Source organism: Rhizobium sophoriradicis, from assembly GCF_025200795.1.
Lineage (GTDB): Bacteria > Pseudomonadota > Alphaproteobacteria > Rhizobiales > Rhizobiaceae > Rhizobium > Rhizobium sophoriradicis.
The window spans coordinates 715,773-739,653 of sequence record NZ_CP104153.1 but is presented as its reverse complement, the minus strand read 5'-3'; the positions used below and the strand labels follow the sequence as shown (position 1 = coordinate 739,653).

Sequence of the window (23,881 nt, the reverse complement as noted above, 5' to 3'; positions counted from 1 at the left end):
GGCGCCTCAGGCGCGAGGCAGTCCCGGCGGCCGCAAATGTTTCCGCAGTGCGGCAATCCTGAAGATGGCGTTCGCGGCGCCATAACCGCGGTAACCGCGCCGCTCGACGATCTCGAAGAACAGTCCCTCGCCATAGGTCGGGCTGTAGAGTTGGAAATATTCACCGGCCTCGTCGCGGTCATAGAGGATGTTGTTGGCCTTGAGGCGTTCGGCGAATTCGGCATCGAGGCCGAAGCGGACTTCGAGATCGTCATAATAGTTCGGCGAGATCGAAAGCGAGACGAAGCCGTTGGCGGCAAGGGCGGCGGCGGTCGCGAAGATGTCGTCGGTCCTGAAGGCGAGATGCTGGATGCCGGAGCCGAAGGTCTCGGCGATGAAGCGGCCGGCGAGCGTGTTGCGGTTTTCCGCCCCGTTCATGGTGATGCGCAGCGAGCCTTCTACATTCTCCACCACCTGGCTACGGACGATGCCGGAGGGATCGACGATATCGACCATCGGCGTCTTCTCGGCCTCGACGAGCGAGGTGTAGAAGAGCAGCCAGGTCAGCAGTTCCTCGTACTTCATCGTCTGCGCCATATGGTCGATCGATTGCAGCCCGGCCGGCTGCAGCGCGGCATCGTCGTCGATCGCATCGAATTCGATCTCCCAGATGCGGGCAAGCTCGCTCTGTCGGTCGAGGAAATAGAGGACACCGCCACCAACGCCACGCACCGCCGGCATCTCGATCTCGCCGGCATCGAGCGCTTGCTCGAAGCGTTCGGCCCCGAGTGCGACGGCGCGCTGCAGCGCCGCCTTGGCATCGTCGACCATCAGGCCGGCGGCATAGGCCGAGGTGCCGTGCACGGCATAGGAGGCGCTGGCAAAACCCTTGCGTTCGGTGTTGACGACGAGATTGATCGCGCCCTGGCGAAAGACTGTCACCCGCTTGCTCTTATGCCTGGCCGCCTTGCGGAAGCCGAGGCTTGCAAACAGCGCCTCGAGCGCCGCCGCCTCGTCCTCGTCGGCGGTGAACTCGATGAAGGCGATGCCCTCGACCTTGGCGCGCGGCGGCATCACCGGCACCGGCAGGGCGCTCTCCGGCTGCTGGCGCTTCACCTGATCGCTGAGATAGATCAGCGAGCGGCGGCCATCGACCGCGATCGCATTGGCAGATCCGCCGCGAAACTGGTCGTTGAAGATCTCCAGCGACAGATAGCCGTCATAACCGGTGGCGGCGACCGCCTTCATGAAGTCGAGCACCGGCAGGTCGCCTTCACCGGGCATGTTGCGGAAGTGCCGGCTCCAGTAGAGCAGATCCATGTCGATCAGCGGCGCATCGGCGAGCTGGATGATGAAGATCTTCTCCTTCGGGATCGAGCGGATCGAATTGACGTCGATCTTGCGCGACAGCGTATGAAAGCTGTCGAGGATCAGGCCGATATTCGGATGATCGGCCCGCCGGACGATCTCCCAGGCGTCGCGGTGATCGTTGATGTGGCGGCCCCAGGCAAGTGCCTCGTAGCCGACGCGCAGGCCGCGCCTGGCGGCGCGCTCGCCGAGTTCGTGAAAATCCGCCGCCGCCCGGTCGAGGCCACCGAGTGCGGCCGGCGAGACGTTCGAACAGACCAGCACCAGGTCGGTGCCCATCTCCTGCATGAGGTCGAACTTGCGCTCCGCCCGGTCGAAGGTGCGGCTGCGCAGCGGCTCCGGCATGCCTTCGAAGTCGCGGAACGGCTGAAACAGCGTGATCTCCATGCCGAGATCGCGCACCATGCGGCCGACCTCCTTCGGGCTCTCGTCGAAGATCAGGAAATCATTCTCGAAAATCTCCACCCCGTCGAAACCGGCCTTGGCGATCGCCTCCAGCTTGTCGCTGAGGTCGCCGCTCAGCGAAACGGTCGCTATCGATGTCTTCATCGGCGTGGTCCTTCCGATACGCGTTAGGTCGTCATCGTCTTGAAATGCGTAAGCATACGGCCGGCATCGGGCTCCCTGCCGGTGATCAGCCGAAAGGCGCCAACCGCCTGGAAGACTGCCATGCCGCCGCCGTCGAGCGTCCGGCAGCCGCGCTGCCTCGCCTGCCGCAAAAGTTCGGTCTCAAGGGGGAAGTAGACGATCTCTGCAACCCAGTGCCCTGGTTCGAGGAGTTCGGGCGGAAGCGGCATGCCGGGATATTTGGCCATGCCGGTCGGTGTCGCATGGATCAGGCCGGATGCGCCATTCATCGGTGCTTCCAGATCATTTCCCGCGGCGACCGAGGCGCCGGGAAAGAGCGCGGACATCGTTTCGGCCAGATAGACGGCGCGCTCGTGCTCGCGATCGAAGACGGTCAGCCGCTTAAGGCCGAGCGTCAGGATCGCATAGGCGGTTGCCACGCCGGCCCCGCCTGCGCCAAGCTGTACGGCGGAAGAAAGGTCTGCCTGCGGCATCCCGCGCCGGAAACTCTCGGCAAAGCCCCACCAGTCGGTGTTGTGGCCAAAGCGCCGGCCGTCCTTCAGGACGACGGTGTTGACGGCGCCGAGCGCCCGGGCCTCAGGCGACAAGTCGTCGAGCAGGGGAATGACGAGCTGCTTGCAGGGATGAGTGATATTGAGACCGGCAAGTCCACGCGCTTCGGCATCGCCGATCAAACGCGCAAGATCGGCCGGCGACGCATTCAGCTTGACGAGATCGATCAGCTCATAATCGTAGTTCAGCCCCTGAGCCGCACCTTCCTTCATATGCATGGCAGGCGTCAGCGAGGCCTGGATGCCGGAGCCTATCAGCCCGGCCTTCAACGGTTTCAGGAGTGTCTCGGCCATGCGCCAGTTCCTGTCTTGCTCGTGATGGGGAAGGCCCGCGGGGTCGCCCGCGGGCCCGATCTGCTTACTTGCCGCGAACCGTGTCGAGCTCCTTGAAGAGCTGCGTGACGGTATCGGCGCCGATCTGAGCCGCGAACTTGTCAACCAATGGCTTGACGGCATCGCGCAGCTTCTGCGTTTCTTCGGGGCTGAGTTCGGCGACTTCCATGCCGGTCTTCTTGATTTCGTCGATCGCCTTGGCGTCGAGCTCCCTGGAAACTTTGCGCTGATAGTCGCGGGCTTCGGTCGCAGCCGCCTCGAAGACCGCCTTTTCCTCGTCGTTCAGGCCGTCCCAGAACTTTTTGCTGATGAGCACGATCTGCGGATTGTACTGGTGACGGGTCACCGTCATGTACTTCTGCACTTCGAAGAACTTGGCGTTGATGATGTTGGCAGCCGGATTCTCCTGGCCGTCGACGGTGCCTGTTTCGAGCGCGGTATAGAGTTCCGTATAGGGCAGCGGCACCGCATTGGCGCCCAGGCTATTGAAGAGCTCGATCGGGATCGGTGACTGGATGGTGCGGATCTTCAGACCTTTGATGTCCTCGAGCTTGGTGACCGCATGACGGTTGTTGGTGAGGTTGCGGAAGCCGAGCTCCCAATAGGCGAGGCCGACGAGGCCGGTGTCGGGCAGGAGTTTCATCAGGCTGGTGCCGAACGCGCCGTCCATCACCTTGTCCGCCTCTTCGCCGCTGTTGAAGAGGAAGGGCAGGTCGACGGCGCCGAACTGCTTGACGTTGCTTGCGAGAATGCCGGCGTTGAGCACCGTCATCTCGATGACGCCGCCCTGCAGGGCCGACACCGTCTGAACGTCGCCGCCGAGTACGCCGCCCGGAAACAGCTTGACCTCGATCTTGCCGCCGCTCTTTTCCTTCACCAGCTCGGCGAACTTCTCCATGCCCATGACCTGGGGATGGCCCTTATTGTTGGCGGCAGCGAATTTGAGGCTGTGTTCGCGGATTTCAGCCATTGCTGGGCCGCTTGCCAAGAGGGCAATTGGCAGGGCCAGTCCCAGCGCCAGTTTCGTCAATCTATTCAGCATGTTTTCCTCCCAGGATAGAGCCGGCATCTCCCTCCGGCTGCGTTGAAATTCCATCGCCGTCATCGGCGACATCAGTGTCCGAACCAGGCGACCGGAGCGGTCACCAGCGCAGGGAAAAGGACGAGCAGAAGCAGAACGATCAGCTCGGCGATCATGAAGGGAATGACGCCCTTCATCAGATCCTCCATCGAAAGCTTCGAAACGCCGCAAATGACGTTGAGCACCGTGCCGACCGGCGGCGTGATCAGCCCGATCGAATTGTTGATGATGAACAGCACGCCGAAATAGACCGGGTCGATGCCCGCCTGCTTGATGATCGGCATCAGCACCGGCGTCATCACCAGAATCGTCGGCGTCATGTCCATGGCGGTGCCGACGACGACGATGAGCACCATGATGGCAAGCAGCAGCAGCGTCTGATTGTCCATCAGCGGCTCGACGAGGCTTGCAAGCTCGCCCGGCACATCGGCGACGGTGATCAGCCAGGCCGAGACGGCGGCGCAGGCCACCAGGAACATCACCACCGAGGTGATCTTCGCGGCAGCGACGAAGACCTCGAACAGCCGCGACGGCGGCAGCTCGCGATAGACGACCATCGACACGAACAGAGAATAGACCGCCGCGACGACACCGGCTTCGGTCGGGGTGAACACGCCGAATTTCAGGCCGACGATGATGATGACGGGAAGCATCAGCGCCCAGATACTTTCGACGAAGGCCTTGATCCGCACGGCGCCGCTCTGTTTCGGCGGCAGGGCGAATTGTTCCTTGCGGGCTACGATCAGCCAGGTGATGCAAAGGGCAACCGCGATCAGCAGGCCGGGGACAATGCCGGCCAGGAACAGCTTGGTGATCGAAACTCCGCCTATGACGCCATAGAGGATGAAGCCGATCGATGGCGGGATGATCGGGCCGATGATCGAGGCCGAGGCGAGCAGGCCGCCGGCGCGAGCCGGATCATGGCCCGATTTCAACATCATCGGGAAGAGCAGGGCGCCAAGGGCAGCGGCATCGGCGACGGCCGATCCCGAAAGGCTGGATAATACGCAGGCCGCGAAGATCGCGACGAAGCCGAGGCCGCCTCTGATATGGCCGACCATGGCCATGGCGAGATTGACGATACGGCGCGAAAGGCCGCCGGTATTCATCACCTCGCCGGCGAGAAGGAAGAATGGCACGGCCATCAGCGGGAAGCTGTCGGCGCCGTTCAGCACGTTCTGCGCGACGATCTGCGCATCGAACATGCCGAGATACATCATCAGCGCTACGCCTGTTATGATGAGGGCAAAGGCGATCGGCACGCCGAGCGCCATGGGGCCGAGAAGTGCGCCGAGGAAAATGGTGACGGTCATGAACGGCCTCCTCAGTGCTTCGGCTTCAGCACGGGAAAAGCCGTGTGGGCGGGATCTTCGAGCGCAGCCTCTTCCTCGCTGTCGCGCACGAGCGCCGCCGTCGTCACATCGATGCGGTCGGTGACGATCGCGAAGGCATCCCACAGAAGGATGAGAAAGGCCGGCACACCGAAGGCAAGTCCGGCGCCGTAAAAGACACCCATCGAAATACCGGTTGCCGGCGCCGACACATGAAGATTGATCAGCGTCTGGGTCCAGCTGCCGCTGATCATCAGCCACGTGGCGGCGAGCATCATGCCATAGCCGAGAAGCACGGCGAGTTTGGCGACAGGCTTCGGTAGGCGCGTGATCAGGGAATCGACGCCAAGATGGGCGTGCTCGCGCATCGTGACGACGGCGCCGAGGAAGGTCAGCCATACGAAAAAGATGCGCGAGAGTTCCTCCGAAGAGGTGATGCCCTGGTTGAAGGCATAACGGAGGACGACATTGCCGAAAACCAGCACGACCATAGCTGCCAGCAGGAGCGCGATCGCCACCTTCAGCGCGAAGAAATAGAAATCGATGATACGGATCATTCGCTCCTCCCAAGCGTGGCCTTGGCCTACCGGCCAACCGTCGTCAGACCCGCATGGCGCGTCGTGACCAAGATATCGCCGTCGCGACCAATTCCTCCACTGGTCGCCTCTTCAAAATGTACTAACTAGTTCGTATGTCAAGCGGCATCTATTGAAACATGTCGTCAACGTGAATAAGACTGATGGGCATCGGAAACAGAAAACGCATGCTTAACCGAAGCCGAAGACCGAATTTCGAGTGCTAAAACAAGAGATTAGAAAGTGCGGTAGCGAGGTCCATGGCGGAACGGGGCGAAAACGGCCGGAAGAATGATCCGGAGCAGACGAAGGAAGACATCCTCCTCGTCGCAACTCATGAATTCTCGACCCATGGCCTCGCCGGCGCCCGCGTCGACTCGATTGCCGAGAAGACGCGCACCTCGAAACGAATGATTTATTATTATTTCGGCAGCAAGGAGGGGCTCTATCTTGCCGTCCTGGAGCAGTCCTATCGCAAGATTCGCTCGCTGGAATCCGATCTGCATCTGTCCAACCTCGAGCCGGAAGAGGCGTTGCGGACGCTGATCTCGACGACCTTCGATCATGATGAGGCCAATCCAGATTTCGTTCGCCTGGTCAGCATCGAGAACATCCATCACGCCGCGCATATGCTTCGCTCGGAGGCGATCCGCGATCTCAACGTTTCGGTTATCGAAACCATCGCCGGCATATTGGAGCGCGGCTTCGACCAGGGCATCTTCCGGCGCAAGGCCGACCCGATCGACATCCATATGATGATCAGCGCCTTCTGCTTCTTCCGCGTTTCCAACCGTTATACGTTCGGCACGATCTTCAGGCGCAATCTCTCGGACGGCGATACCATCGAACGCCATCGCGGCATGATTGCCGACGCTGTCGTCAGCTATCTGAAAAGCTGAGGGCAGGAAGTTCACCTCAACTGCGCGGCGATGGCGCGGGCAGCGTGATTTCGAACTCGGCGCCGGCGCCAACCGTCGGCCGAAGGTGGATCGTGCCACCATGGGAACTCAGCATCGCGCGGATGATGCCGAGGCCCATGCCTGTGCCGCCCCGTTCCCGGCGGGTCGAGAAGAACGGTTGAAAGATGCGTTCGCGATTTGCCTCGGAAATACCGCTGCCGTCGTCACGGACGAGAAAGACGACTTTGCGGTCGTCGGCCGATATGACGAATTCCAACAGCGTGGCGCCGTGCTGCAAAGCGTTTTCGGCAAGGTTGGCAAAGACGATGACGGCTGCTTCGTGCGGGAGCGCGATCGATGTTTCCGCATCTCCGACAGCCGAAACATCAAGGGCGGGGAAACGCGCGCGCAGTGAAGTTATGATGCTGGCGACACTGCTTCGGCCCTCGCTCACAGGCGTTTCCGCCTGCGCCAGCTCCCGCAGCCGCTGCAGTAACGCGTCGAGCCGGACCGCGTCCGCGACGATATTGTCGAGAAAATGCAAGCGCTGTGCTTTCGTCATTGGCTTCTCGGCATCGTCATCGCGCAGAAGTTCCGCCGCGCCCCGGATAGCCGTCAGCGGCGATTTCAGCTCGTGGGAGACATGCGCGGCAAAGGAGCGGACATAATCCGTGCGGTCGACGAGTTTCCCGGCAAGATCGAGGAAGCTTTGCGAAAGCACCGCGATTTCCCGCGTTCCATAGCTGTCGAGCGGACGGATTGCCGCCTTGCCGCCGCGAGCGATCTCTTCCGTGCGGGCGATCAGGGCGTCGATAGGCCCGGTGATGGTGCGCGTCAGCACATAGGCAATGGCGAGCGTCAGTATCGCGACAATGGCAAGCGCCCCGATTTCCGCCGGCGCCATGCGATTGGAACTCGCCTCCAAGGCGCGAAACCAGACGACAATCAGGATCGGCAGTGCCATGACGGCGAGCAGCACGGCATAGACGATCAGCGCCAGCCCCGGCCGCCATTTCACCGCTACTTTCAGCGCCGGCATCAGGCCTTCCTCCCGATTTCACCGCTAAGCTTGAAGCCGATGCCGTGAACCGTCGCGATGATCCCGGCGCCGCCGACCGCGGTGAATTTGGCTCTGATGTTGCGGATATGGCTGTCGATCGTCCGGTCGGCGACGTAGGTGCCAGCGCCATAGGTCGCTTCCATCAATTGTTCGCGGCTGAAGACCATACCGGGACGCGACAGCAATGCTTCCAGGATTGCGAATTCCAGCGCCGTCATCCCGCGGGCGCTGTCGCCGAACATGACCGTCCGGCCGTGGCGATCCAGACTGATCTCGCCGGCGACAAGGGCGGCATGACGTCTGTCGGGCGCCGCCCCGTTGCCGCTTCGCTTCAATATCGCCTTGACCCTCGCGATGAGTTCGCGGGGGCTGAAAGGCTTGGTGACGTAGTCGTCGCCACCGATTTCGAGCCCCAAGATTCTGTCGATTTCCTCGTCGCGGGCAGACAGAAACAGGATCGGCAATCCCGATGTCTTGCGGATCTGGCGGCAGACCTCCAGACCATCCATATCCGGCATGCCGATATCCAAGAATGATCAGATCGATATTGCCGCGGCGGAAGGCCGCCATCGCCTCGGTACCGGTGCGAACGGCCGTCGATGTCAGACCAGCGCGCTCGAGAGCAAAACAGATCACATCACGAATGTGCGGTTCATCATCGACGACGAGAATGCGGGGTGCCATTACCGATCCTGTGTTGGTTTGTCGTGCCTGTTGTCGTCGTTCTCGCCCTATCTTGCAATGGTCGCAGAAGACAGGAGATAGCTCTCCAGCCGTGCGGATCGGAAGGTCCAGTTCCGCCAGCCACGACGGCGCATCTGAAAATTCCTGGAGAGATAGTAGCGAAGCGTCACCGCTTCGCTCTTCTTGTCGATCAGGTGGTCCGGCAGCATCTGGATATAGCGATCAAGCGCCGGAATGACGGATGGGCCGAGCGAGGAGAGATAGTCGAGATCGAGCGGCGGGCCTTCCTGGCTGATCTCTTGGCTGTGGGCGACATTGAAGCGGGCGATAAAAGCCGGAAAATCGATGAAGGAACTGATGTAGAGAACCAGAAGGAGGGAGGCGAGGTTCGCGGCGATCAGCCATGCGTTGGAACGGTTGAACAAAATGCGCAGCAGGATCAGGACAAGACCGATGGCGACGATGCCCATCCAGAGACCGGCGGCGACACGCAGCTCCGTCAGCGAATAGACCTCGACGTAAAGCCCGAGCCGCAGCATCGAGGACAGGCAGAGCAGCACATTCTGACCGATCCAGGCATGGACGAGGCCGCGGATCAGCGCACTATGATCGCCGGGGCCGCCGCGCCGCATGGCGATGAGAACGAAACCGGCGGCGAGAAGCGCCGTGGCAATCAGCGGATAGGCGCCGCGATGCGCATATTCGGCGTGGCTCATGTGCTCGGGCAGATCTGCGCCGCCCCAGAGATAGACGAGATCGAGAAGCGTCTGCACGGCAAAAATCGCGTTGAACAAGACGAGCGATCGCAACAACGAAGCATGGCCAAGAAGCGCATTCCTGGCGGGCACGATCATGAACGATCTGCCGGCTTGCGATCTTGCAGCGCGACGCTTCAGGCGCGGCCGCAACATCGCCCAGACCACGATAGCGGTCATGATCCAGAAGCCGATCCGCCAAAGATCGAGGAACTGCAGCAAAACGGCAAAATCGATGCTGCGCAGGGCGATCTCGATCCGGATTGGCCGCAGCAAAGAGGGATATGAAGATCGCTGCGAAAATGAGCGGCATGACCCAGAGGCCGACGCCCTGTCGGACCACAGCAAAAGAAAATCGTTTGGCCGGAGTCGCAAGATATTTCCGGATACTCTCGCCAAGCCGCAAGGGAATAACGACGGCGAAGCGGAAAAACACCAGGGGCAGGCCGGTGAGGCGGCGAGGCATCAGCCTGGCGCTGACGAGAGCAACCGACATCAGTGCGCCCAAACAAAGGACAAGGCCGGTGAACGAGGGCGCTTCCACAAGGGGCGCCGACGCTAGGACCGAAAAACCGAGCAGGGAAGCCACCATCGAAAACTGCGGTCTCCTCCTGGCCGAAAACAGAATGCCGGCGTAGACGGCGAGCGCAAAAAGGAAGAGGTTTATCCCGAGTTCCTGGGCAAAGATCAGAAAATCCGCAAGTGCCACCAGCGCAAGCAGCGCCAAGGTCCGGCCGCTGCCGCGTTTGATCGTCATCAGCTCTGTCAAAATATCGGCTGTATCCATTGCTGCTCCTCTTGCAAATGCCTCGTTGCGATCACGATGACCCTGGTGTCCGAACCCGTCGCGGCAGGGGTGTCTTGAGAGGCTTCCCTCAGCCACCATCCGTCATTGCGGAGGCGATCAGGCAAAGCGGAGGGGGCGGGGCGGGGCGGGCTAACGTTCTTACTCATGGCGGGAAGATGCCGCGCCGGATTGCAGATTTTGTGCAGAAAGCGAGGAGCAATTCAGGAAATCGCCCCAAAGCGCCGCGCGTCTGTTCAGACGCGCAGGCGACACCGCAACATTAGGCAGTCGCCGGCGAAGGCAGGCTCAGATCCTAACTCGGGCATATGTTGGAGCCGTTCTTCTTCCGCAAAGAAGAGCGAGGGAAGAATAAAGGACTTTATCTGAATCGCTGTGCACGTCTGGCATTGTGCAGCAGTTCGCAGGCCGTCGCGAACGGCCCGAAAAGCTTCAGCAGCGACGCTTGTTCCTCGGCATCGATATGGTGACGAGCGCAAAATTCCGTGACGGACCAGACTTTCGTCAGATCGTCCGTTTCGATTTGCCTGGGTTCGATGTGTTCGGTCAACGGCGTGTCCTCCGAACAACAAGACTACGCGCCTGAGGATTTTATAAGAACTAGCTAAAAAGGATTACGAGCAACTATATCCAGAAAGTATCTATCAAGAAAGCAGATGCGAAAACGCCCGCCGATCGCGCGGCGGGCGTCTTGTCTCACTGATCTATTGCTTCGGATCAAACACCGACGCCATCCGGATGAGCGTCCGTGCCGACGATGTTGAGCGTTACCTTGGCAGTGTCCGTATTGCCTTCGCCGTCGGAGATCTTGTAATAGCGGAGAACTTCCGTGTAGGTCACGCCTGCATCCAGATCGGCGTTCAGGTCGTAGGTGAACGTGCCATCCGACTTGACATGGAACGTGCCATACGTGCCGGCAACGTCGGTTACGGCGTCGGCAGCGGCGTCAACCTTGGTGCTCAGGAACTGGCGCAGGAACATCTTGCCGTTGTCGCCGGCAATGTCGTTGTCCAGAACGTTGCCGCCAATGGGCTGGCCTTCGGTGAAGTTGTAGGTGTCATCGACAGCGACCGGCTTGATCTGGGTCACGCCCTGGATGTTCAGGGTGAACAGGCCCATATCGGTGTGACCGGCGCCGTCGGAGATTTTGTAGGAAACCTTTTCTACCAGCGTCTCACCGTTGGCGAAACCGATCTTGGCAGCATCGCTCAGCACATAGGTGTAGCTGCCGTCGGCCTTGACGAAGAACGTGCCGTAGTCGCCCTGGATTTCGGTGATCTGACCGGCCCGCTTGGCGCCGACCGTCTGCTGGTCGAAGGCGCGCAGGAACAGGTTGCCGTTGTCGGAGGAATCGTTGGACAGAAGATTTCCGGAAATTACGTCGGTTTCTGCAAAAGTTGCACTATCATCAGTTGCGTGAATCAGGGAAGCCATTAGTTTCTCCTAAAATTGTTTTTCAGTGGGTCATTTTGACCTTTGCGAGCGGCTTCTTTAACAACTTATTAATCATGCAAGTCAATGGGGTATTTAACGCAAGGTTAACATTCATCCATAACGTGCATGGACACTTAAGAAGCGACCAATACGTTACCTCCTTCAATCAAATTTGAAGCAATTTGGACCAATTTACACCCGGTAAACTTGAAAGAACCTCCCTCGTGACTATGCTGCGGCGGCGCTCTTCTGTCGCTGCTTCTATGCCGGCTGCACACCATTGCAATCCGTGACGCCGGCACCTACCTTGTGGCCGCAGTCGATCTGACCGGACACCCAAGCGGTGCCGACACGTGAATGAACGCAATAGGATCGGCGGCATGCGCCATCCGGGCGGGCCATGGGCAATCCCAGCAGCAAGCTGATTTAGCCGGCAGCCGTCAGAGGATTTCTTTGAACCACGACATGGCGACTGCGGTTGCGGTCGTTGATCGGCCGGCGCAGGGGTCGCGATCCTGTCCCAAACTGCTGGAGCGTGAAGGGATTTCCCTTCTTAGCCGCCATGAATGCAGGCCTGATTGCCTGATAAACGCGGCTGACGGAGGAGCGGCCTGCCATCCAGACAAGGAGCCAGACAAGGAGAATGCGAATGCAGGTACTCGTCAGAGACAACAACATCGATCAAGCCCTGAGGGCGTTGAAAAAGAAAATGCAGCGCGAAGGGCTGTTCCCGCGAAATGAAGGAACGGCGCGCCTATGAGAAGCCGTCCGAACGCCGCGTCAGAGAAAAAGCCCAGGCGATCAGCCGGCAGCGCAAGGCCGCACGCAAGAAGATGCAGCGCGAAGGATTGCTGGCCGGGCGTAAGCAGACGGCAGCGCGTTAATAGCTTTCCGAAAGGATAGACAATGGACGAATTGAATAGTCTTGTCGTTTCAGAAGAACGCCTCGAGGATTGCCGTGATGTGATCGAGCCGGATCTGCAGGACCTGATCCAGCGTGCGCTGACATCGGGCTTTTCACGGGAGGAAATCCTGATAGCCGTCAGTGAACTGGTCGCAGAAGACTTCGCAACGGTCACGGAAACTCCAAGCGTGCATTGAGGAACGAATGGTGACGGGGCAGGAGGATCTCTTTGGACAGGCCGGCGACCGCTTTCCGGAGGGATTCCGATATTCGCCGGATGTCGTTCCCCCGGATCTGCAGCGCTCCGTTCTCGAAGCGGTACCCGCCCTGCCGTTCAAAGCCTTCGACTTCCATGGGTTCGAAGGCAAGCGCAGGACGGTTTCCTTCGGCTGGAAATATGACTTCGACAGTCAGAGCATCAGGAAAATAGAGCCGATACCGTCATTGCTGCTACCCATTCGTGAGATCGCGGCAGGTTTCGCAGGAATAGAGGCGGAGGCGCTCGAGCATGCTCTCGTGACCGAATACGCACCCGGGGCTCCGATCGGCTGGCACAGGGACAAATTGGTGTTCGGCCGTGTCATTGGCATTTCCCTGCTTTCGTCCTGCACCTTCAGGCTGAGACGTCGGAATGGCGACAAATGGCAAAGGCAATCGCTGGTGCTTGATCCCGGCTCAGCCTATCTTCTGGCCGGCGCGTCAAGAAAGCTCTGGGAACATTCCATCCCGCCCGTCGACCGTCTGCGCTATTCGGCTACCTTCCGGGAGTTGGCTCGGTAAGTCGCGGGAACATCGACGTCAGCAGATGGTTACTCCGTCTTTTGCACAGATGGAGATAATAATGGTCGAGCATGACGATGTGACGCGCGTGTGGGAGTTGATCGACAGGATCGGCTTCTGCATGCTGACGACCCGCAACGGCGACGACCTGCGCGCCCGACCGATGTCAGCCTATAGCGCACAGCTTGAGAATGCGCTCTATTTTCTAACCGATCTCGCCAGCCACAAGGACGATGAGATCGCCCGCTGGCCCAACGTGTGCCTCGCCTTCGCCGACAGCAAGGGACAGAAATATGTCTCCGTATCGGGAACGGCCGAGGTACAGAACGATCGCGAGAAGATCCGGGAATTATGGGCGACGCCGGCAAAGGCATGGTGGGACAACCCTGACGACCCTTCCATCCGTGTTCTGAAGATTACCCCGTCTTCGGCCGAATATTGGGACAGCCCGGGCACGATTATCAGCTACATCAAAATGGCGGCCGCAGCGGTCTCCAACAGCAAACCGGACATGGGCGACAATGCCGAGGTCAAGTTCTAACGCCGGCAACTTCGTTCAAGCCGGGTTAGCTGACGCCTTGACGAAATCGATGAAGGCGCGGAGCGGTGCAGGCACCAGGCGCCGTCCGGGATAATAGAGAAACGGCCCCGAAAAGCGCTGCCACCAGGGTTCGAGAATGGGCTCGAGAACACCACTGTCAAAATACGGGCGCAGCCAGTCTTCGAAAATGCTGATCACGCCCGTGCCCGCTATGGCGGCGTCGACAGACAGATCGGTCGCCCCGCCGACTTTGACGATCAGTGGTCCTGATGGTTCGACCCGCACCACTTCGCCGTCCCGCTCATATTCCCAGGGCGTCGTCAGCGCACCGCTGTCAAAACGGCCCAGCAGGCAGGCATGATCGAGAAGTTCGCTCGGATGTTGCGGCCGGCCATGACGGTCGAGATAGTCGGGGGATGCGGCAGTGGCAAAGCGCTGCTGGCGCGGCCCGATCGGAATCGCGATCATATCCTGCTCCAGCCGCTCGTCATAGCGGATGCCGGCATCGCATCCGGCAGCAAGCACGTCGACGAAGCTCTCCTCGGCGACGATCTCGAGGCGAATATCGGGATAGGCGGCGAGGAATGGCGGAACGATGGCTGGCAGCACCAGCCGCGCCGCACTGACCGGCACATTGAGCCGCAGCGAACCGGCCGGCCTGTCGCGAAATCGGTTGACTACATCGAGCGCGGCCTCCACCTCCGTCAAAGCAGGGCCAAGCCGTTCCAGCAGGCCTTTGCCCGCTTCGGTTGGAACGACGCTTCGCGTGGTGCGGTTGAGCAGTCTGACCCCGAGCTCAGCTTCGAGGCGACGCACCGCCTCGCTCAAGAAGGAGGCGCTGCTGCCGCTGGCCCGCGCCGCCTCGCGAAAACCTCCGGCTCGCGCCACGGCGACAAAGGCATTGAGATCGTTTAAATCTGCTTTCACTGTTCGCCACTCCGCACGGCTCGTACGGATTGTACCCGGTTTTCACACGATCCGCCAAGGCGTAGTCTTGGCGGCATCTCTTGAAAGGAGTGAGATCATGTCCATTATCGATCAGGCCGGCAGCTTCAATCTCGGCGACCGCAACGTCAAGCGACTTGGCTATGGCGCCATGCAGCTCGCCGGGCCAGGCGTGTTCGGCCCGCCCAGGGATCATGGCGCTGCGCTTGCGGTGCTGCGCGAGGCGGTCGCCAGCGGTGTGAACCACATCGACACCAGCGATTTCTACGGTCCGCACGTCACCAACCAGATCATCCGCGAAGCCCTCCACCCCAATCGCGATGATCTCGTCATCGTCACCAAGATCGGCGCCAGGCGCGGCACGGACAGATCCTGGATTCCGGCTTTCTCGCGCCATGAGCTGACGCAGGCAGTGCACGACAATCTTCGCAACCTCGGTCTTGACGTGCTTGACGTCGTCAACCTCAGGATCATGTTCGACGTGCATGGCCCGGCCGAAGGGTCGATAGAAGCGCCGCTGACGGTGCTTGCCGATCTCCAACGACAAGGCTTGGTTCGCCACGTGGGCTTAAGCAATGCCACATCGAAGCAGATCGCCGAAGGGCGCGGAATCACCGAGATCGTCTGCGTGCAGAATCAGTACAATCTGGCACATCGGGCAGACGATCGCCTGATCGACGAACTCGCCCGCGAGGGCACCGCCTATGTGCCCTTCTTCCCGCTCGGGGGCTTTACGCCGCTGCAGTCCTCGGCGCTCTCCAATGTCGCCGCACGCCTCGATGCGACACCCATGCAGGTGGCACTCGCCTGGCTGCTGCGTCGCGCGCCCAACATCCTGCTGATCCCCGGCACCTCCTCCGTCGGCCATCTTAGGGAGAACCTCGCGGCCGCCGGGCTCGTGCTGCCGGATGAAGCCATCGAGGAATTGAACCGGATGGCCGATATCGCTGCCTGACGGCATGTGAAGCGTGCCGGCGGCCGGCACACGTGCTGCGCTTGGCCTATTATAACAGGAAATCCAGGGCCATCGGGTCCCTGGACTTTCTGCTGCGTCAGCCGACCTGTCGCGCCATGCCTTCAATAGCGCTCCGGCACTTGCATTTCAGGCGGAACAGGCGCCCTGTTGTAATCGGCATGGCGGATGCGATCCGGCAACTCGATTTCCGGTTTAGGAACATCCTCGTAAGGGATCTGGTCGAGAAGATGGGCGATGCAGTTCAGTCGGGCCCGTTTTTTGTCTACGGCCTGCACCACCCACCAAGGCGCTTCCTTGGTGTGCGTGCGCGCCAGCATTTCTTCCTTGGCCTTGGTATATTCCTCCCAATGGACACGGCTTTCCATATCCATCGGTGAAAGCTTCCACTGCTTCAGCGGATCGTGGATGCGCATCTTGAAGCGGAATTCCTGCTCCTCGTCGGTGATCGAGAACCAGTATTTGATCAGCACGATGCCGGAGCGGACCAGCATTCGTTCGAATTCCGGCACCGAGCGGAAGAACTCCTCGAGTTCATCGGGGGTGCAGAACCCCATCACCCGCTCGACGCCGGCACGGTTGTACCAGCTGCGGTCGAAGAGCACGATCTCGCCGGCTGTGGGAAGGTGCGGAACGTAACGCTGAAAATACCATTGATGGCGCTCCCGCTCGGTCGGGGCCGGCAGTGCGACGGTGCGGCAGACGCGCGGATTGAGTCTCTGGGTGACGCGCTTGATCGCGCCGCCCTTGCCGGCTGAATCCCTGCCCTCGAACAGCACCACCACTTTCAGTTTCTTGTGCTGGACCCAATCCTGGAGCCGCACCAGCTCGTGCTGCAGCCGGAAGAGTTCGCGGAAATAGATCTTTCGCTCGAGCGTCTGCTCGGCCGGTTCTGACATTCCCTCGGCGACTAGATCGTCCAGCCGGTCCTCCTCCATCTGCATTTCCAGCTCCTCATCGAAGCTGTCGGCGATTTCGGCCTTCATCCGGTTGAGCTGGTCCTGATGTGATTGAGACATGGGGTTTCCTTCCTGCTTTTGTTGACAGGAGCATGTCAGTGCGAAGCTTATATGACGACCACTGATCGAACTGAAACGGTTACCCGCGTCTGTCGTTCCAAGCGCCCCTTACAACTGCCCCGCCCGATACCGGTCGACAAGGTTGCGGCAGGCACGGAGTGTCAGGGCCATGACGGTGAGCGTCGTGCCGGCGATGCCGCTGCCGGGGAAGGCGCTGGCGTCGGTAACAATGAGGTTCGGCGTATCCCAGACCTGGTTGTAGGGGTTAAGCACCGACGCCTCCGGGCTTTCGCCCATGCGCGCACCACCGGTTTCATGGATCGCCGCGCCCATGCACATCGTCTTGCGGAACCATGTACGGAACATGAAGCGGCTGAAGGCATCGGCATCGGGGAAGGCACCCTTGCCCATCTCCCTAAGGCCGGTCGGAGAGCCGATGAATTCGAGCGCGCCGCCGACTTCGCTCACCATGGCGATCAGCGTCTCCTCCTGCCGGCGAAGCAGCGCCTGCTCCTCCGCCTGCATGACGCAGCGAATATGCGGCACGGGAATGTTCCAGGCGTCCTTGCGCCTGACATCCAGGGTGATGCGATTGTCGGCATAGGGCAGCATGCGGCCGAAGCCGAAGAAGGCGAGACGCGCATCGGTGTCGCCGGAAACAGGTGCCCGGCCGACGCTGCCCTGGTAATCGAAATCGCCGCGGGCGGCATCGCCCTCGCCGAAGCGGGGGATGAAGATCCCGCCCGACGGGTTGTAGAACGGGTCGGCCGGAGCGGATTCGTCCGACGCCCAGCCCTTCGCCTTCGAAAAGGACCCGAAGGCGAGGCAGGGCAGTTGATCCATGAAATAGCGGCCGAGCGCGCCAGAGCTGTTGCCGAGCCCGTCAGGATGGCGGGCCGACGCGGAATTCAAGAGCAGCCGCACGCTCTCGATCGGCGAGGCCGACAGCACCACCGTCGCGGCGCGGGCGGTCGATATCTCCCCCGTATTGCGATCGATGAATTCCGCGCCGGTGGCGCGGCCGGTGGTCTCGTCGGTGGTGATGCGGCGAACGACGGCGTCGTAGCGGATCGTCAGCCGGCCAGTGGCCCTGGCGTCCCTGAGCGGGCGCGGCATGCGTTCGGCATCCGGCGCAATGTAGCGCCAGGAGACGACTCGCCTCTCCGGCCAGCGGCTTTCAACCGCTTGCTTGAAGATCTGTTCGGCGGGCGTCAGGCTTGCCGGTTTTGCGTAGATGCCGTCCGGCAGGGTGGGCACATCGTCCTTGTTGCCGTAGAGCCCGAGATAGGTCTCCACTTCGTCGTAGAAGGGCATGAGCTCGTCATAGGAGACCGGCCAATCGACGCCCTTTCCAGAGCGCGACCGGATCTTGAAATCGTCATCCGTCCACCGCAGCAGCACGCGGCCGAAACTGTGCAGACGCCCGCCGCCCTGGCGGCCGCGGATCCAGAGAAAGGGCTCGCCCTTCGGCGTCGTATAGGGGTTCTTGCGGTCGTTGACGAAGAAGTGGCTGAAGCGCTCGGTGAAAAAGGCCGCGCGCGCCTGGATCGGTTGGCCCTTGATCGTGGCGCGGGCACGCTCCCAGATATTGATGCTGCTCGCCGGCGCCTTCTTGCGCGCCGGGTCGAAATCCGCAGGCCCGACGGCGGGGCCGGCTTCGAGCAACAGCACCGACAGTCCTTGCGCCGTCAGTTCTTTGACCGCGACGGAACCCGCCGCGCCGGAGCCGATCACCAGCGCATCATAGACGATCTCAGACATGTCTTTCCAATTCCTGTCCTGAAGCGATTGCTCAAAAGGGCGCAGAGCGCTTCGGCAATTGCGAGAAAACAAAGGGACGGCCCATCAGAGCCGCGATCCGTCGGCGCCGAAGAGCGACGCCTTGGCGATATCGAGCCCGGGAGCCACGGCGTCGCCTGGCTGCAGGGTGACGTCACCGATCAGCCTGAGGGAGAGGCTTTGATCGGCCCAATCGAACCAGACGACCGCATCGGATCCCATCGGCTCGACGACGGAAACGCGGCCGGGAATGGTGGGCAGGCCGGCTGCCGGCCCGTCGAGCACGAGATGCTCAGGGCGAAAGCCGAGCGTTGCCGGTCCTTCCGCCACAGCTGCTTGAAAGGAATAGCCGGAGAGATCGACGGCGAGCCCCTTGCTCCGAAAGACCGGCGCGCTGTCGCCGCACTCGATCCGGCCCTCGACGAAGTTCATCGCCGGCGCGCCGATGAAACCGGCGACGAAGAGGTTGGCCGGGCGGCGATAGATATCAGCCGGCGAGGCAAGCTGCTGGATGACGCCGTCGCGCATGATGGCGATGCGGTCGGCAAGGGTCAGGGCCTCGACCTGATCATGGGTCACGTAGATCATCGTGTTGCCGAGGCGCTGATGCAGCTTCTTGATCTCGACCCGCAATTCGTTGCGCAGCTTGGTGTCGAGGTTCGAAAGCGGTTCATCGAAAAGGAAGACATCCACTTCGCGCACGAGCGCCCGGCCGATGGCGACGCGCTGGCGTTGGCCGCCGGAAAGCTCGGCCGGCCGCCGGTCGAGCAGCGTGTCGAGGTGAAGGAGAGCGGCGGTGCGGGCGACACGGGCCTCGATCTCGGCCTTCGGCAGACCGGCGACGCGAAGGCCGAAAGACAGGTTCTTGCGGACCGACATACGCGGGTAGAGCGCGTAGGACTGGAACACCATGCCGATGCCGCGGTCCTTCGGCTCCTCCCAGCTGACGTTCTTGCCCGAGATCCAGATCTCGCCGGCAGCGATGTCCTGCAGCCCGGCAATGGCGTTCAGCAGCGTGGACTTGCCGCAGCCGGAAGGGCCGAGCAGCACCAGGAATTCCTGAGGGGCAATATCGATCGACATTTTCTCGATCACCGTATGGTGGCCATAGGCGATCTTAAGATCCTTGACGGAGACGGCGGATTGCATGGAAGCGTTACCCCTTGACTGCGCCGGCGGCGATGCCGCGCACGAACCAGCGGCCGGACAGGAAATAAATGGCAAGCGGAACGATGGCGGTCAGGATCGTCGCCGCCATGTTCACATTGTAGGTGCGCTCGCCCATTGTCGTGTTGACGATATTGTTGAGCTGGACGGTCATCGGCAGATTGTCGCGCCCGGCGAAGACGAGACCGAGCAGGAAGTCGTTCCAGATGCCGGTGAACTGCAGCATCGAGACCACGACGATCATCGGCACGGCGATCGGCAGCATGATCTCGAAAAAGATGCGCCAGAAACCGGCGCCGTCGACGCGCGCCGCCTTGCAGAGCTCCTCCGGCACGCTGACGAAATAGTTGCGGAAAAGCAGCGTCACCAGCGGCAGGCCGAAGATGACATGGACGAGAATGATGCCGGCGAGCGAATTGTAGAGGCCGATACTCGCCATGGCGCGGACCATTGGATAGAGGAAGATCTGGTAGGGGATGAGACCGCCGGCCATCAGCAGGCCGAAGAGCAGATTTGCCCCGCGCGGCCGCCAGAGCGACAGCGCATAGCCGTTGACGGCGCCGATGAAAACCGAGAGCGCGACCGCGGGAAGGGTGATTGCCACCGAATTCCAGAAGCCGCTGCGAATGCCGACGCAGACGGTTCCCATGCAGGCGCCCGACCAGGCGGTCGCCCAGGCGGAGACATCGATCCTGGCCGGCAGAGCGAAGATCTGCCCGAGCCGGATCTCGTCCATGGATTTCAGCGAGGTGGCGACCATTGTGTAGAGCGGCAGAAGGAAGAAAAGTGCTGCCACGACCAGGAAGGCATAAAGGCCGATGCGCCCGGCGGTGAGCCGTGCCGGCTTCGGGCCGTTCGGATGAGGACCGGCCATCAGGCGGCTCCCTTCACTCTTGCGCGCATGTGCATCACATAGCGGAAAGGGGCGACCGCGATGATGACGCCGAGCACAAGCACCGTCGCGCCGGCTGTGGCAAGCCCGAGATTCTGGCGCCCGAACAGATTGTCCATGATGAATTTCGCCGGCACCTCAGTCGCATTGCCGGGGCCGCCATTGGTCATGGCGACGACGATGTCGTAGGTCTTGATCACGCCCATGGCGAGCAGCATGCCGGCCGCCGCCAGCGCCGGCCCGAGCTGTGGCAGGATGATCGAGACGTAGATCCGCCAGACCGGAATGCCGTCGATGCGCGCCGCCTTCCATTGTTCGGCCTCGATGCCGCGCATGCCGGCAAGCGCAATGACCATGACCAGTCCCGCGCCCTGCCAGATGCCGGCGAGTACCAGCGCGTAGATCGCCATGTCGCGATTGACCACCCAGTCGAGAACGAAGCTTTCCCAGCCGAGCGACCGCACGCTCGCCTGGATGCCGAGCGTCGGATTGAGCATCCATTGCCAGATCAGCCCGGTCACCACGAAGGACATGGCGTAGGGATAGAGAAATATGGTCCTGAAGGCGCTTTCGAAGCGGATCTTGCGGTCCAGCGCCGCAGCCAGCAGAAAGCCGAGCAGCAGGCAGCCGGCGACGTAGAGGATGCCGAAGGTCAGCACGTTCTGCAGCGATGCGAGCCATTTGGCGGAAGAGAAGAGTTTCGAATATTGCGCAAGGCCGACATAGGTCGAGGACGGAAAAAGCGTCGAATTGGTGAAGGATAGCCTGATCGACCAGGCCATGGTGCCGATGAAGACCACGACTGCGACGAACCATGTCGGCAGCAGCGCGATGGTCGCGGAGAGATTGGGCTTGCGTTTGATGGACATCGGCCAGCTCGTTGACGGATGAAAAGCAGGGCTCGCGCCGCTGCGCGAAGGCAGCGGCCGGGCAGCCGCGGCGTCGGGATCGGGCCGACGCCACGCGCGCTATCCTACTCGAAGATGGCGAAGAAGTTTTCAGCCGCAGCGGCTGCGTCATTCGAGCCGCCGCTCCAGTATTCGTCGACGTAGTCGTCGAGCGCGCCGACCTGCTGGGGCGTCAGCACAATTGCCTGGTCGGGCACGATCGCGCCCGAAGCCATCAGCTCCGCACCCTTCTGGGCACAGACATCGAGCTTCGACTTGTCGACGTCGGTGCGCATCGGCACGGAGCCCTTTTTCAGCGCGAACTCGACCTGAACGGCCGGGTCCATGACGACCTCGGCGAGCAGTTTCTGCGCCTTGTCGGTGTCCGCATTGCCGGTCTTCGGGAACCACAGGGAGTCGGCGATGTAGACCATGCCCTTCGATTCCGGCGCGATCATGCAGCCATAATCCTTGCCAGGCTCCTTGCCGGCGACGGTGAATTCGCCCTTGGCCCAGTCGCCCATGAACTGCACGCCGGCCTTGGCGGTGATCAGCATGGCTGTCGCATCGTTCCAATTGCGACCGGCAGCACCGGCATCGACATATGCGCGCAGCTTGCCGAGGATTTCCAGGGTCTTCTTCACGCCCTCGACCGATGCCTCGCTTTTGTCCTTGTCGACATAAATCTTCAGGAAGCCGTCGATCCCGACCTGCGAAAGCAGGATCATGTTGAAGACCTTGGTCTGCTGCCACGGCTGCCCGCCCCAGGCGACCGGAATAATGCCGGCAGCCTTCAGCTTGTCGAGGTCAGTGAAGAATTCTTCCCAGCTCTTGGGCTCCTCGGCGATGCCGGCCTTGTCGAAGGCTTCCTTGGAATAGAAGACCCAGCTTTCGCCATGGGCCCCGGTCGGCGCGAGATAGACCTTGCCGTCATAGGAAATGAGATCGGTGATCGATTTCGGCAGGACGTCGGCCCATTTGCCGGCGGCAGCGACGTCGTCGATCGGGTTGAACAGGCCTTGGCCGACGAAATCCGCAGCCGCAAGGCCGATGACGCCCTGTTTGGCGCCCGGCGCGTCGCCGGCGACGATCCGGTTCTGGAATGCCGCATCGGCCGCGCCGAAACCGGCGATGGACGAATCCTTCCAGACGCCGCCGCGCTTTTCGAATTCGCCTCTGATGACATTGAGGGCCGCTGCTTCGCCGCCCGACGTCCAGGACGACATGATCTCGATCGTCGGCTTGTCCTCGGCCTGTGCCGAAGCGCAGAGGCCGGCAACTGCCACGCCGGCAAGAAAAAGCTTCATCATGGTCTTCATAGTTCCACCTCTTGAAAATGCCCTCTTTGCGGGGCGTTCGTCGTTTTCGGAATGATTGTCAGCGATAGATCGGCAGGAGCGCCTGCCGGACGAGCATCAGCCCATTGGCGATGTCGCGGACGGGATCCGGCGCGGCATCGAGTTCGAGGATCGCCCAGCCTTCATAGGCGCGGTCGCGCAACAGCCGGATCCAGGCTGGCCAGTCGACCCGCCCGAGGCCGAAACCGCAGAAATAGGGGCGGTGGCGATCGTGAATGTGCTTGTCGATCAGGGTGTCGGCGGGCATTGGGCCGATCGCATCCTTCCAATGAGCGATGATCATCCGCTCATGATGACGATCGACGAGCTGGACGGGATCGGAGCCTGCAACGATGATATGGGCCGTGTCCGGGCACATATGCACATAAGCGGGGTCGGTCAGAAGCATCATCAGATCGACGTCGCGCGCGCCGGCAAAAATCGAATGGGCCTCGGTATGCAGCGCCAGCCGCACGCCCCTGGCATAGAGGGTCGCGCCGAGACTGTTCAGAAAGTCGGCAATCGCCTTTGCGCGGTCGAAATTATAAAACTGCACCGGCTGGGCGCCAAGCGTCTGGCGAAGCGGGGCGCCGATCACCATGATCTCGCTGCCGCAGGCTTTGAGGAAGTCGGCATAGCGCTCCGCCTTGTCGATCAGCGCACGCTGGGCCTCGGGGTCGGTGAAATCGCCCGCCGCCTCCAGTTCCGCGAAGAAGCCGCTGCAGAGCGTCAGGCCGCGCTTCGCCAGTTCGGTCGCGAAGGCGTCGACGGAGCCATAGGTCTTGATCGCATCCTGCCAGTTGAAGGGCGAGAAGGTCAGCTCGACGCCGGTGACGCCGGAGGCCTGGACGCTGTCGAGGATCTTGTCCCAGAAGGCGCGCGGTTCGGCGCGCGCATAGGCGACGATCGCATCATCGCTATCGACGCCCCAGAAGCCAGGATGAAAGAACGTCACGAGATCGACGCCGAAGCGCAGCCGGTCGGCAGTAGCCATATCTATCCCATTTCTCGAGGCACGACTTTCCGGAGTGCGGAACAGCAGTTCCGCATCTCATAAGCCATGGTTTTTCAACGCATTAAGAAATGGCAATCGTTTGCCATTGGGAGATGATAGCCAAGCTGGTTTTTTTGGCAAGCGATTTTTGGCAAACGTTTGCTATAAGCCACCGCCTATCTTAGAGTTGCAGATCGAAGCATCCCGGAGAGAGAAATAA

At 61.2% G+C, this 23,881-nt stretch carries 21 protein-coding genes and 3 pseudogenes; 6 read left to right on the top strand and 18 right to left on the bottom strand.

What is annotated here, in order from left to right; translation table 11 throughout:
• Positions 1-6: 6 nt before the first annotated feature.
• From N2597_RS25445 to N2597_RS25425, 5 genes are all read right to left on the bottom strand, one after another.
• Complete coding sequence (locus N2597_RS25445) at positions 7-1,896, bottom strand: bifunctional sugar phosphate isomerase/epimerase/4-hydroxyphenylpyruvate dioxygenase family protein (RefSeq protein WP_183596050.1); 1,890 nt, start codon at positions 1,894-1,896, stop codon at positions 7-9.
• Positions 1,897-1,919: 23 nt separating this feature from the next.
• The gene (locus N2597_RS25440) at positions 1,920-2,780 is read right to left on the bottom strand and encodes a shikimate dehydrogenase (protein WP_183596048.1); all 861 of its coding nucleotides are present in this window, start codon (positions 2,778-2,780) and stop codon (positions 1,920-1,922) included.
• A gap of 64 nt (positions 2,781-2,844) precedes the next feature.
• Entirely contained in the window at positions 2,845-3,861 is a 1,017-nt protein-coding gene (locus N2597_RS25435) for a TRAP transporter substrate-binding protein (RefSeq protein WP_096763928.1), read from the bottom strand.
• A 71-nt stretch (positions 3,862-3,932) separates the two neighbouring features.
• A complete protein-coding gene (locus N2597_RS25430) occupies positions 3,933-5,213 on the bottom strand; it encodes a TRAP transporter large permease subunit (RefSeq protein ID WP_183596046.1) in 1,281 nt (426 codons plus the stop codon).
• Between the two features lie 11 nt (positions 5,214-5,224).
• Positions 5,225-5,788, bottom strand: a complete 564-nt coding sequence (locus N2597_RS25425; protein WP_183596044.1) for a TRAP transporter small permease — start codon at positions 5,786-5,788, stop codon at positions 5,225-5,227.
• A gap of 278 nt (positions 5,789-6,066) precedes the next feature.
• Here N2597_RS25425 and N2597_RS25420 point away from each other — a divergent pair, with 278 nt between their 5' ends.
• Entirely contained in the window at positions 6,067-6,705 is a 639-nt protein-coding gene (locus N2597_RS25420; protein WP_183596042.1) for a TetR/AcrR family transcriptional regulator, read from the top strand.
• Between the two features lie 16 nt (positions 6,706-6,721).
• Here N2597_RS25420 and N2597_RS25415 read toward each other — a convergent pair whose 3' ends face one another.
• From N2597_RS25415 to rapA2, 5 genes and pseudogenes are all read right to left on the bottom strand, one after another.
• Complete coding sequence (locus N2597_RS25415; protein ID WP_183596040.1) at positions 6,722-7,744, bottom strand: sensor histidine kinase; 1,023 nt, start codon at positions 7,742-7,744, stop codon at positions 6,722-6,724.
• A pseudogene (locus N2597_RS25410) lies at positions 7,744-8,449 on the bottom strand (response regulator). Before N2597_RS25410 ends, N2597_RS25415 begins: the two are co-directional and overlap by 1 nt.
• A 47-nt stretch (positions 8,450-8,496) precedes the next feature.
• Positions 8,497-9,991, bottom strand: a pseudogene (locus N2597_RS25405) (DUF4153 domain-containing protein).
• A gap of 379 nt (positions 9,992-10,370) precedes the next feature.
• Positions 10,371-10,559 (bottom strand): hypothetical protein, encoded by a 189-nt coding sequence (locus N2597_RS25400; RefSeq protein WP_010056241.1) that lies wholly within the window; start codon positions 10,557-10,559, stop codon positions 10,371-10,373.
• Between the two features lie 167 nt (positions 10,560-10,726).
• Positions 10,727-11,443, bottom strand: a complete 717-nt coding sequence (rapA2, locus tag N2597_RS25395; protein ID WP_010056244.1) for a calcium-binding lectin RapA2 — start codon at positions 11,441-11,443, stop codon at positions 10,727-10,729.
• 649 nt (positions 11,444-12,092) lie between these two features.
• Here rapA2 and rpsU point away from each other — a divergent pair.
• The 4 genes and pseudogenes from rpsU to N2597_RS25375 all read left to right on the top strand — a co-directional run bounded on the left by rpsU (position 12,093) and on the right by N2597_RS25375 (position 13,668).
• Positions 12,093-12,327 (top strand): annotated as a pseudogene (gene rpsU / locus N2597_RS25390) (30S ribosomal protein S21).
• 22 nt (positions 12,328-12,349) lie between these two features.
• Positions 12,350-12,544 (top strand): hypothetical protein, encoded by a 195-nt coding sequence (locus N2597_RS25385; RefSeq protein ID WP_096763918.1) that lies wholly within the window; start codon positions 12,350-12,352, stop codon positions 12,542-12,544.
• A gap of 7 nt (positions 12,545-12,551) precedes the next feature.
• Complete coding sequence (locus N2597_RS25380; protein ID WP_183596038.1) at positions 12,552-13,127, top strand: alpha-ketoglutarate-dependent dioxygenase AlkB; 576 nt, start codon at positions 12,552-12,554, stop codon at positions 13,125-13,127.
• 61 nt (positions 13,128-13,188) lie between these two features.
• Positions 13,189-13,668: a pyridoxamine 5'-phosphate oxidase family protein gene (locus N2597_RS25375; protein WP_183596036.1), complete on the top strand. Its 480-nt coding sequence runs from the start codon at positions 13,189-13,191 to the stop codon at positions 13,666-13,668.
• A gap of 15 nt (positions 13,669-13,683) precedes the next feature.
• On the opposite strand, the gene N2597_RS25370 is transcribed toward N2597_RS25375, so the two are convergent.
• Entirely contained in the window at positions 13,684-14,595 is a 912-nt protein-coding gene (locus N2597_RS25370) for a LysR family transcriptional regulator (protein ID WP_040143196.1), read from the bottom strand.
• A gap of 97 nt (positions 14,596-14,692) precedes the next feature.
• Between N2597_RS25370 and N2597_RS25365 the strand changes: the two genes are divergently transcribed.
• Entirely contained in the window at positions 14,693-15,568 is an 876-nt protein-coding gene (locus tag N2597_RS25365; protein ID WP_183596034.1) for an aldo/keto reductase family oxidoreductase, read from the top strand.
• A gap of 122 nt (positions 15,569-15,690) precedes the next feature.
• On the opposite strand, the gene ppk2 is transcribed toward N2597_RS25365, so the two are convergent.
• From ppk2 to N2597_RS25330, 7 genes are all read right to left on the bottom strand, one after another.
• Positions 15,691-16,605 carry a polyphosphate kinase 2 gene (gene ppk2 / locus N2597_RS25360; RefSeq protein ID WP_106796343.1) on the bottom strand — a complete coding sequence of 305 codons (915 nt, stop codon included), beginning with the start codon at positions 16,603-16,605 and terminating at the stop codon, positions 15,691-15,693.
• Between the two features lie 108 nt (positions 16,606-16,713).
• Positions 16,714-18,366, bottom strand: coding sequence for a GMC oxidoreductase (locus N2597_RS25355; RefSeq protein ID WP_183596032.1), 1,653 nt, complete (start codon positions 18,364-18,366; stop codon positions 16,714-16,716).
• A gap of 84 nt (positions 18,367-18,450) precedes the next feature.
• Complete coding sequence (locus tag N2597_RS25350) at positions 18,451-19,533, bottom strand: ABC transporter ATP-binding protein (protein WP_183596030.1); 1,083 nt, start codon at positions 19,531-19,533, stop codon at positions 18,451-18,453.
• 7 nt (positions 19,534-19,540) lie between these two features.
• Positions 19,541-20,425, bottom strand: coding sequence for a carbohydrate ABC transporter permease (locus tag N2597_RS25345; protein WP_106796346.1), 885 nt, complete (start codon positions 20,423-20,425; stop codon positions 19,541-19,543).
• Positions 20,425-21,312, bottom strand: a complete 888-nt coding sequence (locus tag N2597_RS25340; protein WP_106796347.1) for a carbohydrate ABC transporter permease — start codon at positions 21,310-21,312, stop codon at positions 20,425-20,427. The genes N2597_RS25345 and N2597_RS25340 overlap by 1 nt, the downstream gene beginning before the upstream one ends.
• Positions 21,313-21,416: 104 nt before the next feature.
• Entirely contained in the window at positions 21,417-22,649 is a 1,233-nt protein-coding gene (locus tag N2597_RS25335; RefSeq protein ID WP_183596028.1) for an ABC transporter substrate-binding protein, read from the bottom strand.
• Positions 22,650-22,707: 58 nt separating this feature from the next.
• Positions 22,708-23,661 (bottom strand): sugar phosphate isomerase/epimerase family protein, encoded by a 954-nt coding sequence (locus N2597_RS25330; protein WP_096763908.1) that lies wholly within the window; start codon positions 23,659-23,661, stop codon positions 22,708-22,710.
• Positions 23,662-23,881 lie beyond the last annotated feature (220 nt).

Coding starts and splice junctions, on each gene's coding strand:
- N2597_RS25380 (WP_183596038.1), top strand. CDS start 12,552: ATGGTGACGGGGCAGGAGGATCTCTTTGGACAGGCCGGCGACCGCTTT.
- N2597_RS25340 (WP_106796347.1), bottom strand. CDS start 21,312: ATGTCCATCAAACGCAAGCCCAATCTCTCCGCGACCATCGCGCTGCTG.
- N2597_RS25355 (WP_183596032.1), bottom strand. CDS start 18,366: ATGTCTGAGATCGTCTATGATGCGCTGGTGATCGGCTCCGGCGCGGCG.
- N2597_RS25345 (WP_106796346.1), bottom strand. CDS start 20,425: ATGGCCGGTCCTCATCCGAACGGCCCGAAGCCGGCACGGCTCACCGCC.
- N2597_RS25420 (WP_183596042.1), top strand. CDS start 6,067: ATGGCGGAACGGGGCGAAAACGGCCGGAAGAATGATCCGGAGCAGACG.
- N2597_RS25365 (WP_183596034.1), top strand. CDS start 14,693: ATGTCCATTATCGATCAGGCCGGCAGCTTCAATCTCGGCGACCGCAAC.
- N2597_RS25415 (WP_183596040.1), bottom strand. CDS start 7,744: ATGCCGGCGCTGAAAGTAGCGGTGAAATGGCGGCCGGGGCTGGCGCTG.
- N2597_RS25435 (WP_096763928.1), bottom strand. CDS start 3,861: ATGCTGAATAGATTGACGAAACTGGCGCTGGGACTGGCCCTGCCAATT.
- N2597_RS25335 (WP_183596028.1), bottom strand. CDS start 22,649: ATGAAGACCATGATGAAGCTTTTTCTTGCCGGCGTGGCAGTTGCCGGC.
- N2597_RS25425 (WP_183596044.1), bottom strand. CDS start 5,788: ATGATCCGTATCATCGATTTCTATTTCTTCGCGCTGAAGGTGGCGATC.
- rapA2 (WP_010056244.1), bottom strand. CDS start 11,443: ATGGCTTCCCTGATTCACGCAACTGATGATAGTGCAACTTTTGCAGAA.
- N2597_RS25350 (WP_183596030.1), bottom strand. CDS start 19,533: ATGCAATCCGCCGTCTCCGTCAAGGATCTTAAGATCGCCTATGGCCAC.
- N2597_RS25385 (WP_096763918.1), top strand. CDS start 12,350: ATGGACGAATTGAATAGTCTTGTCGTTTCAGAAGAACGCCTCGAGGAT.
- N2597_RS25375 (WP_183596036.1), top strand. CDS start 13,189: ATGGTCGAGCATGACGATGTGACGCGCGTGTGGGAGTTGATCGACAGG.
- N2597_RS25440 (WP_183596048.1), bottom strand. CDS start 2,780: ATGGCCGAGACACTCCTGAAACCGTTGAAGGCCGGGCTGATAGGCTCC.
- N2597_RS25445 (WP_183596050.1), bottom strand. CDS start 1,896: ATGAAGACATCGATAGCGACCGTTTCGCTGAGCGGCGACCTCAGCGAC.
- ppk2 (WP_106796343.1), bottom strand. CDS start 16,605: ATGTCTCAATCACATCAGGACCAGCTCAACCGGATGAAGGCCGAAATC.
- N2597_RS25330 (WP_096763908.1), bottom strand. CDS start 23,661: ATGGCTACTGCCGACCGGCTGCGCTTCGGCGTCGATCTCGTGACGTTC.
- N2597_RS25430 (WP_183596046.1), bottom strand. CDS start 5,213: ATGACCGTCACCATTTTCCTCGGCGCACTTCTCGGCCCCATGGCGCTC.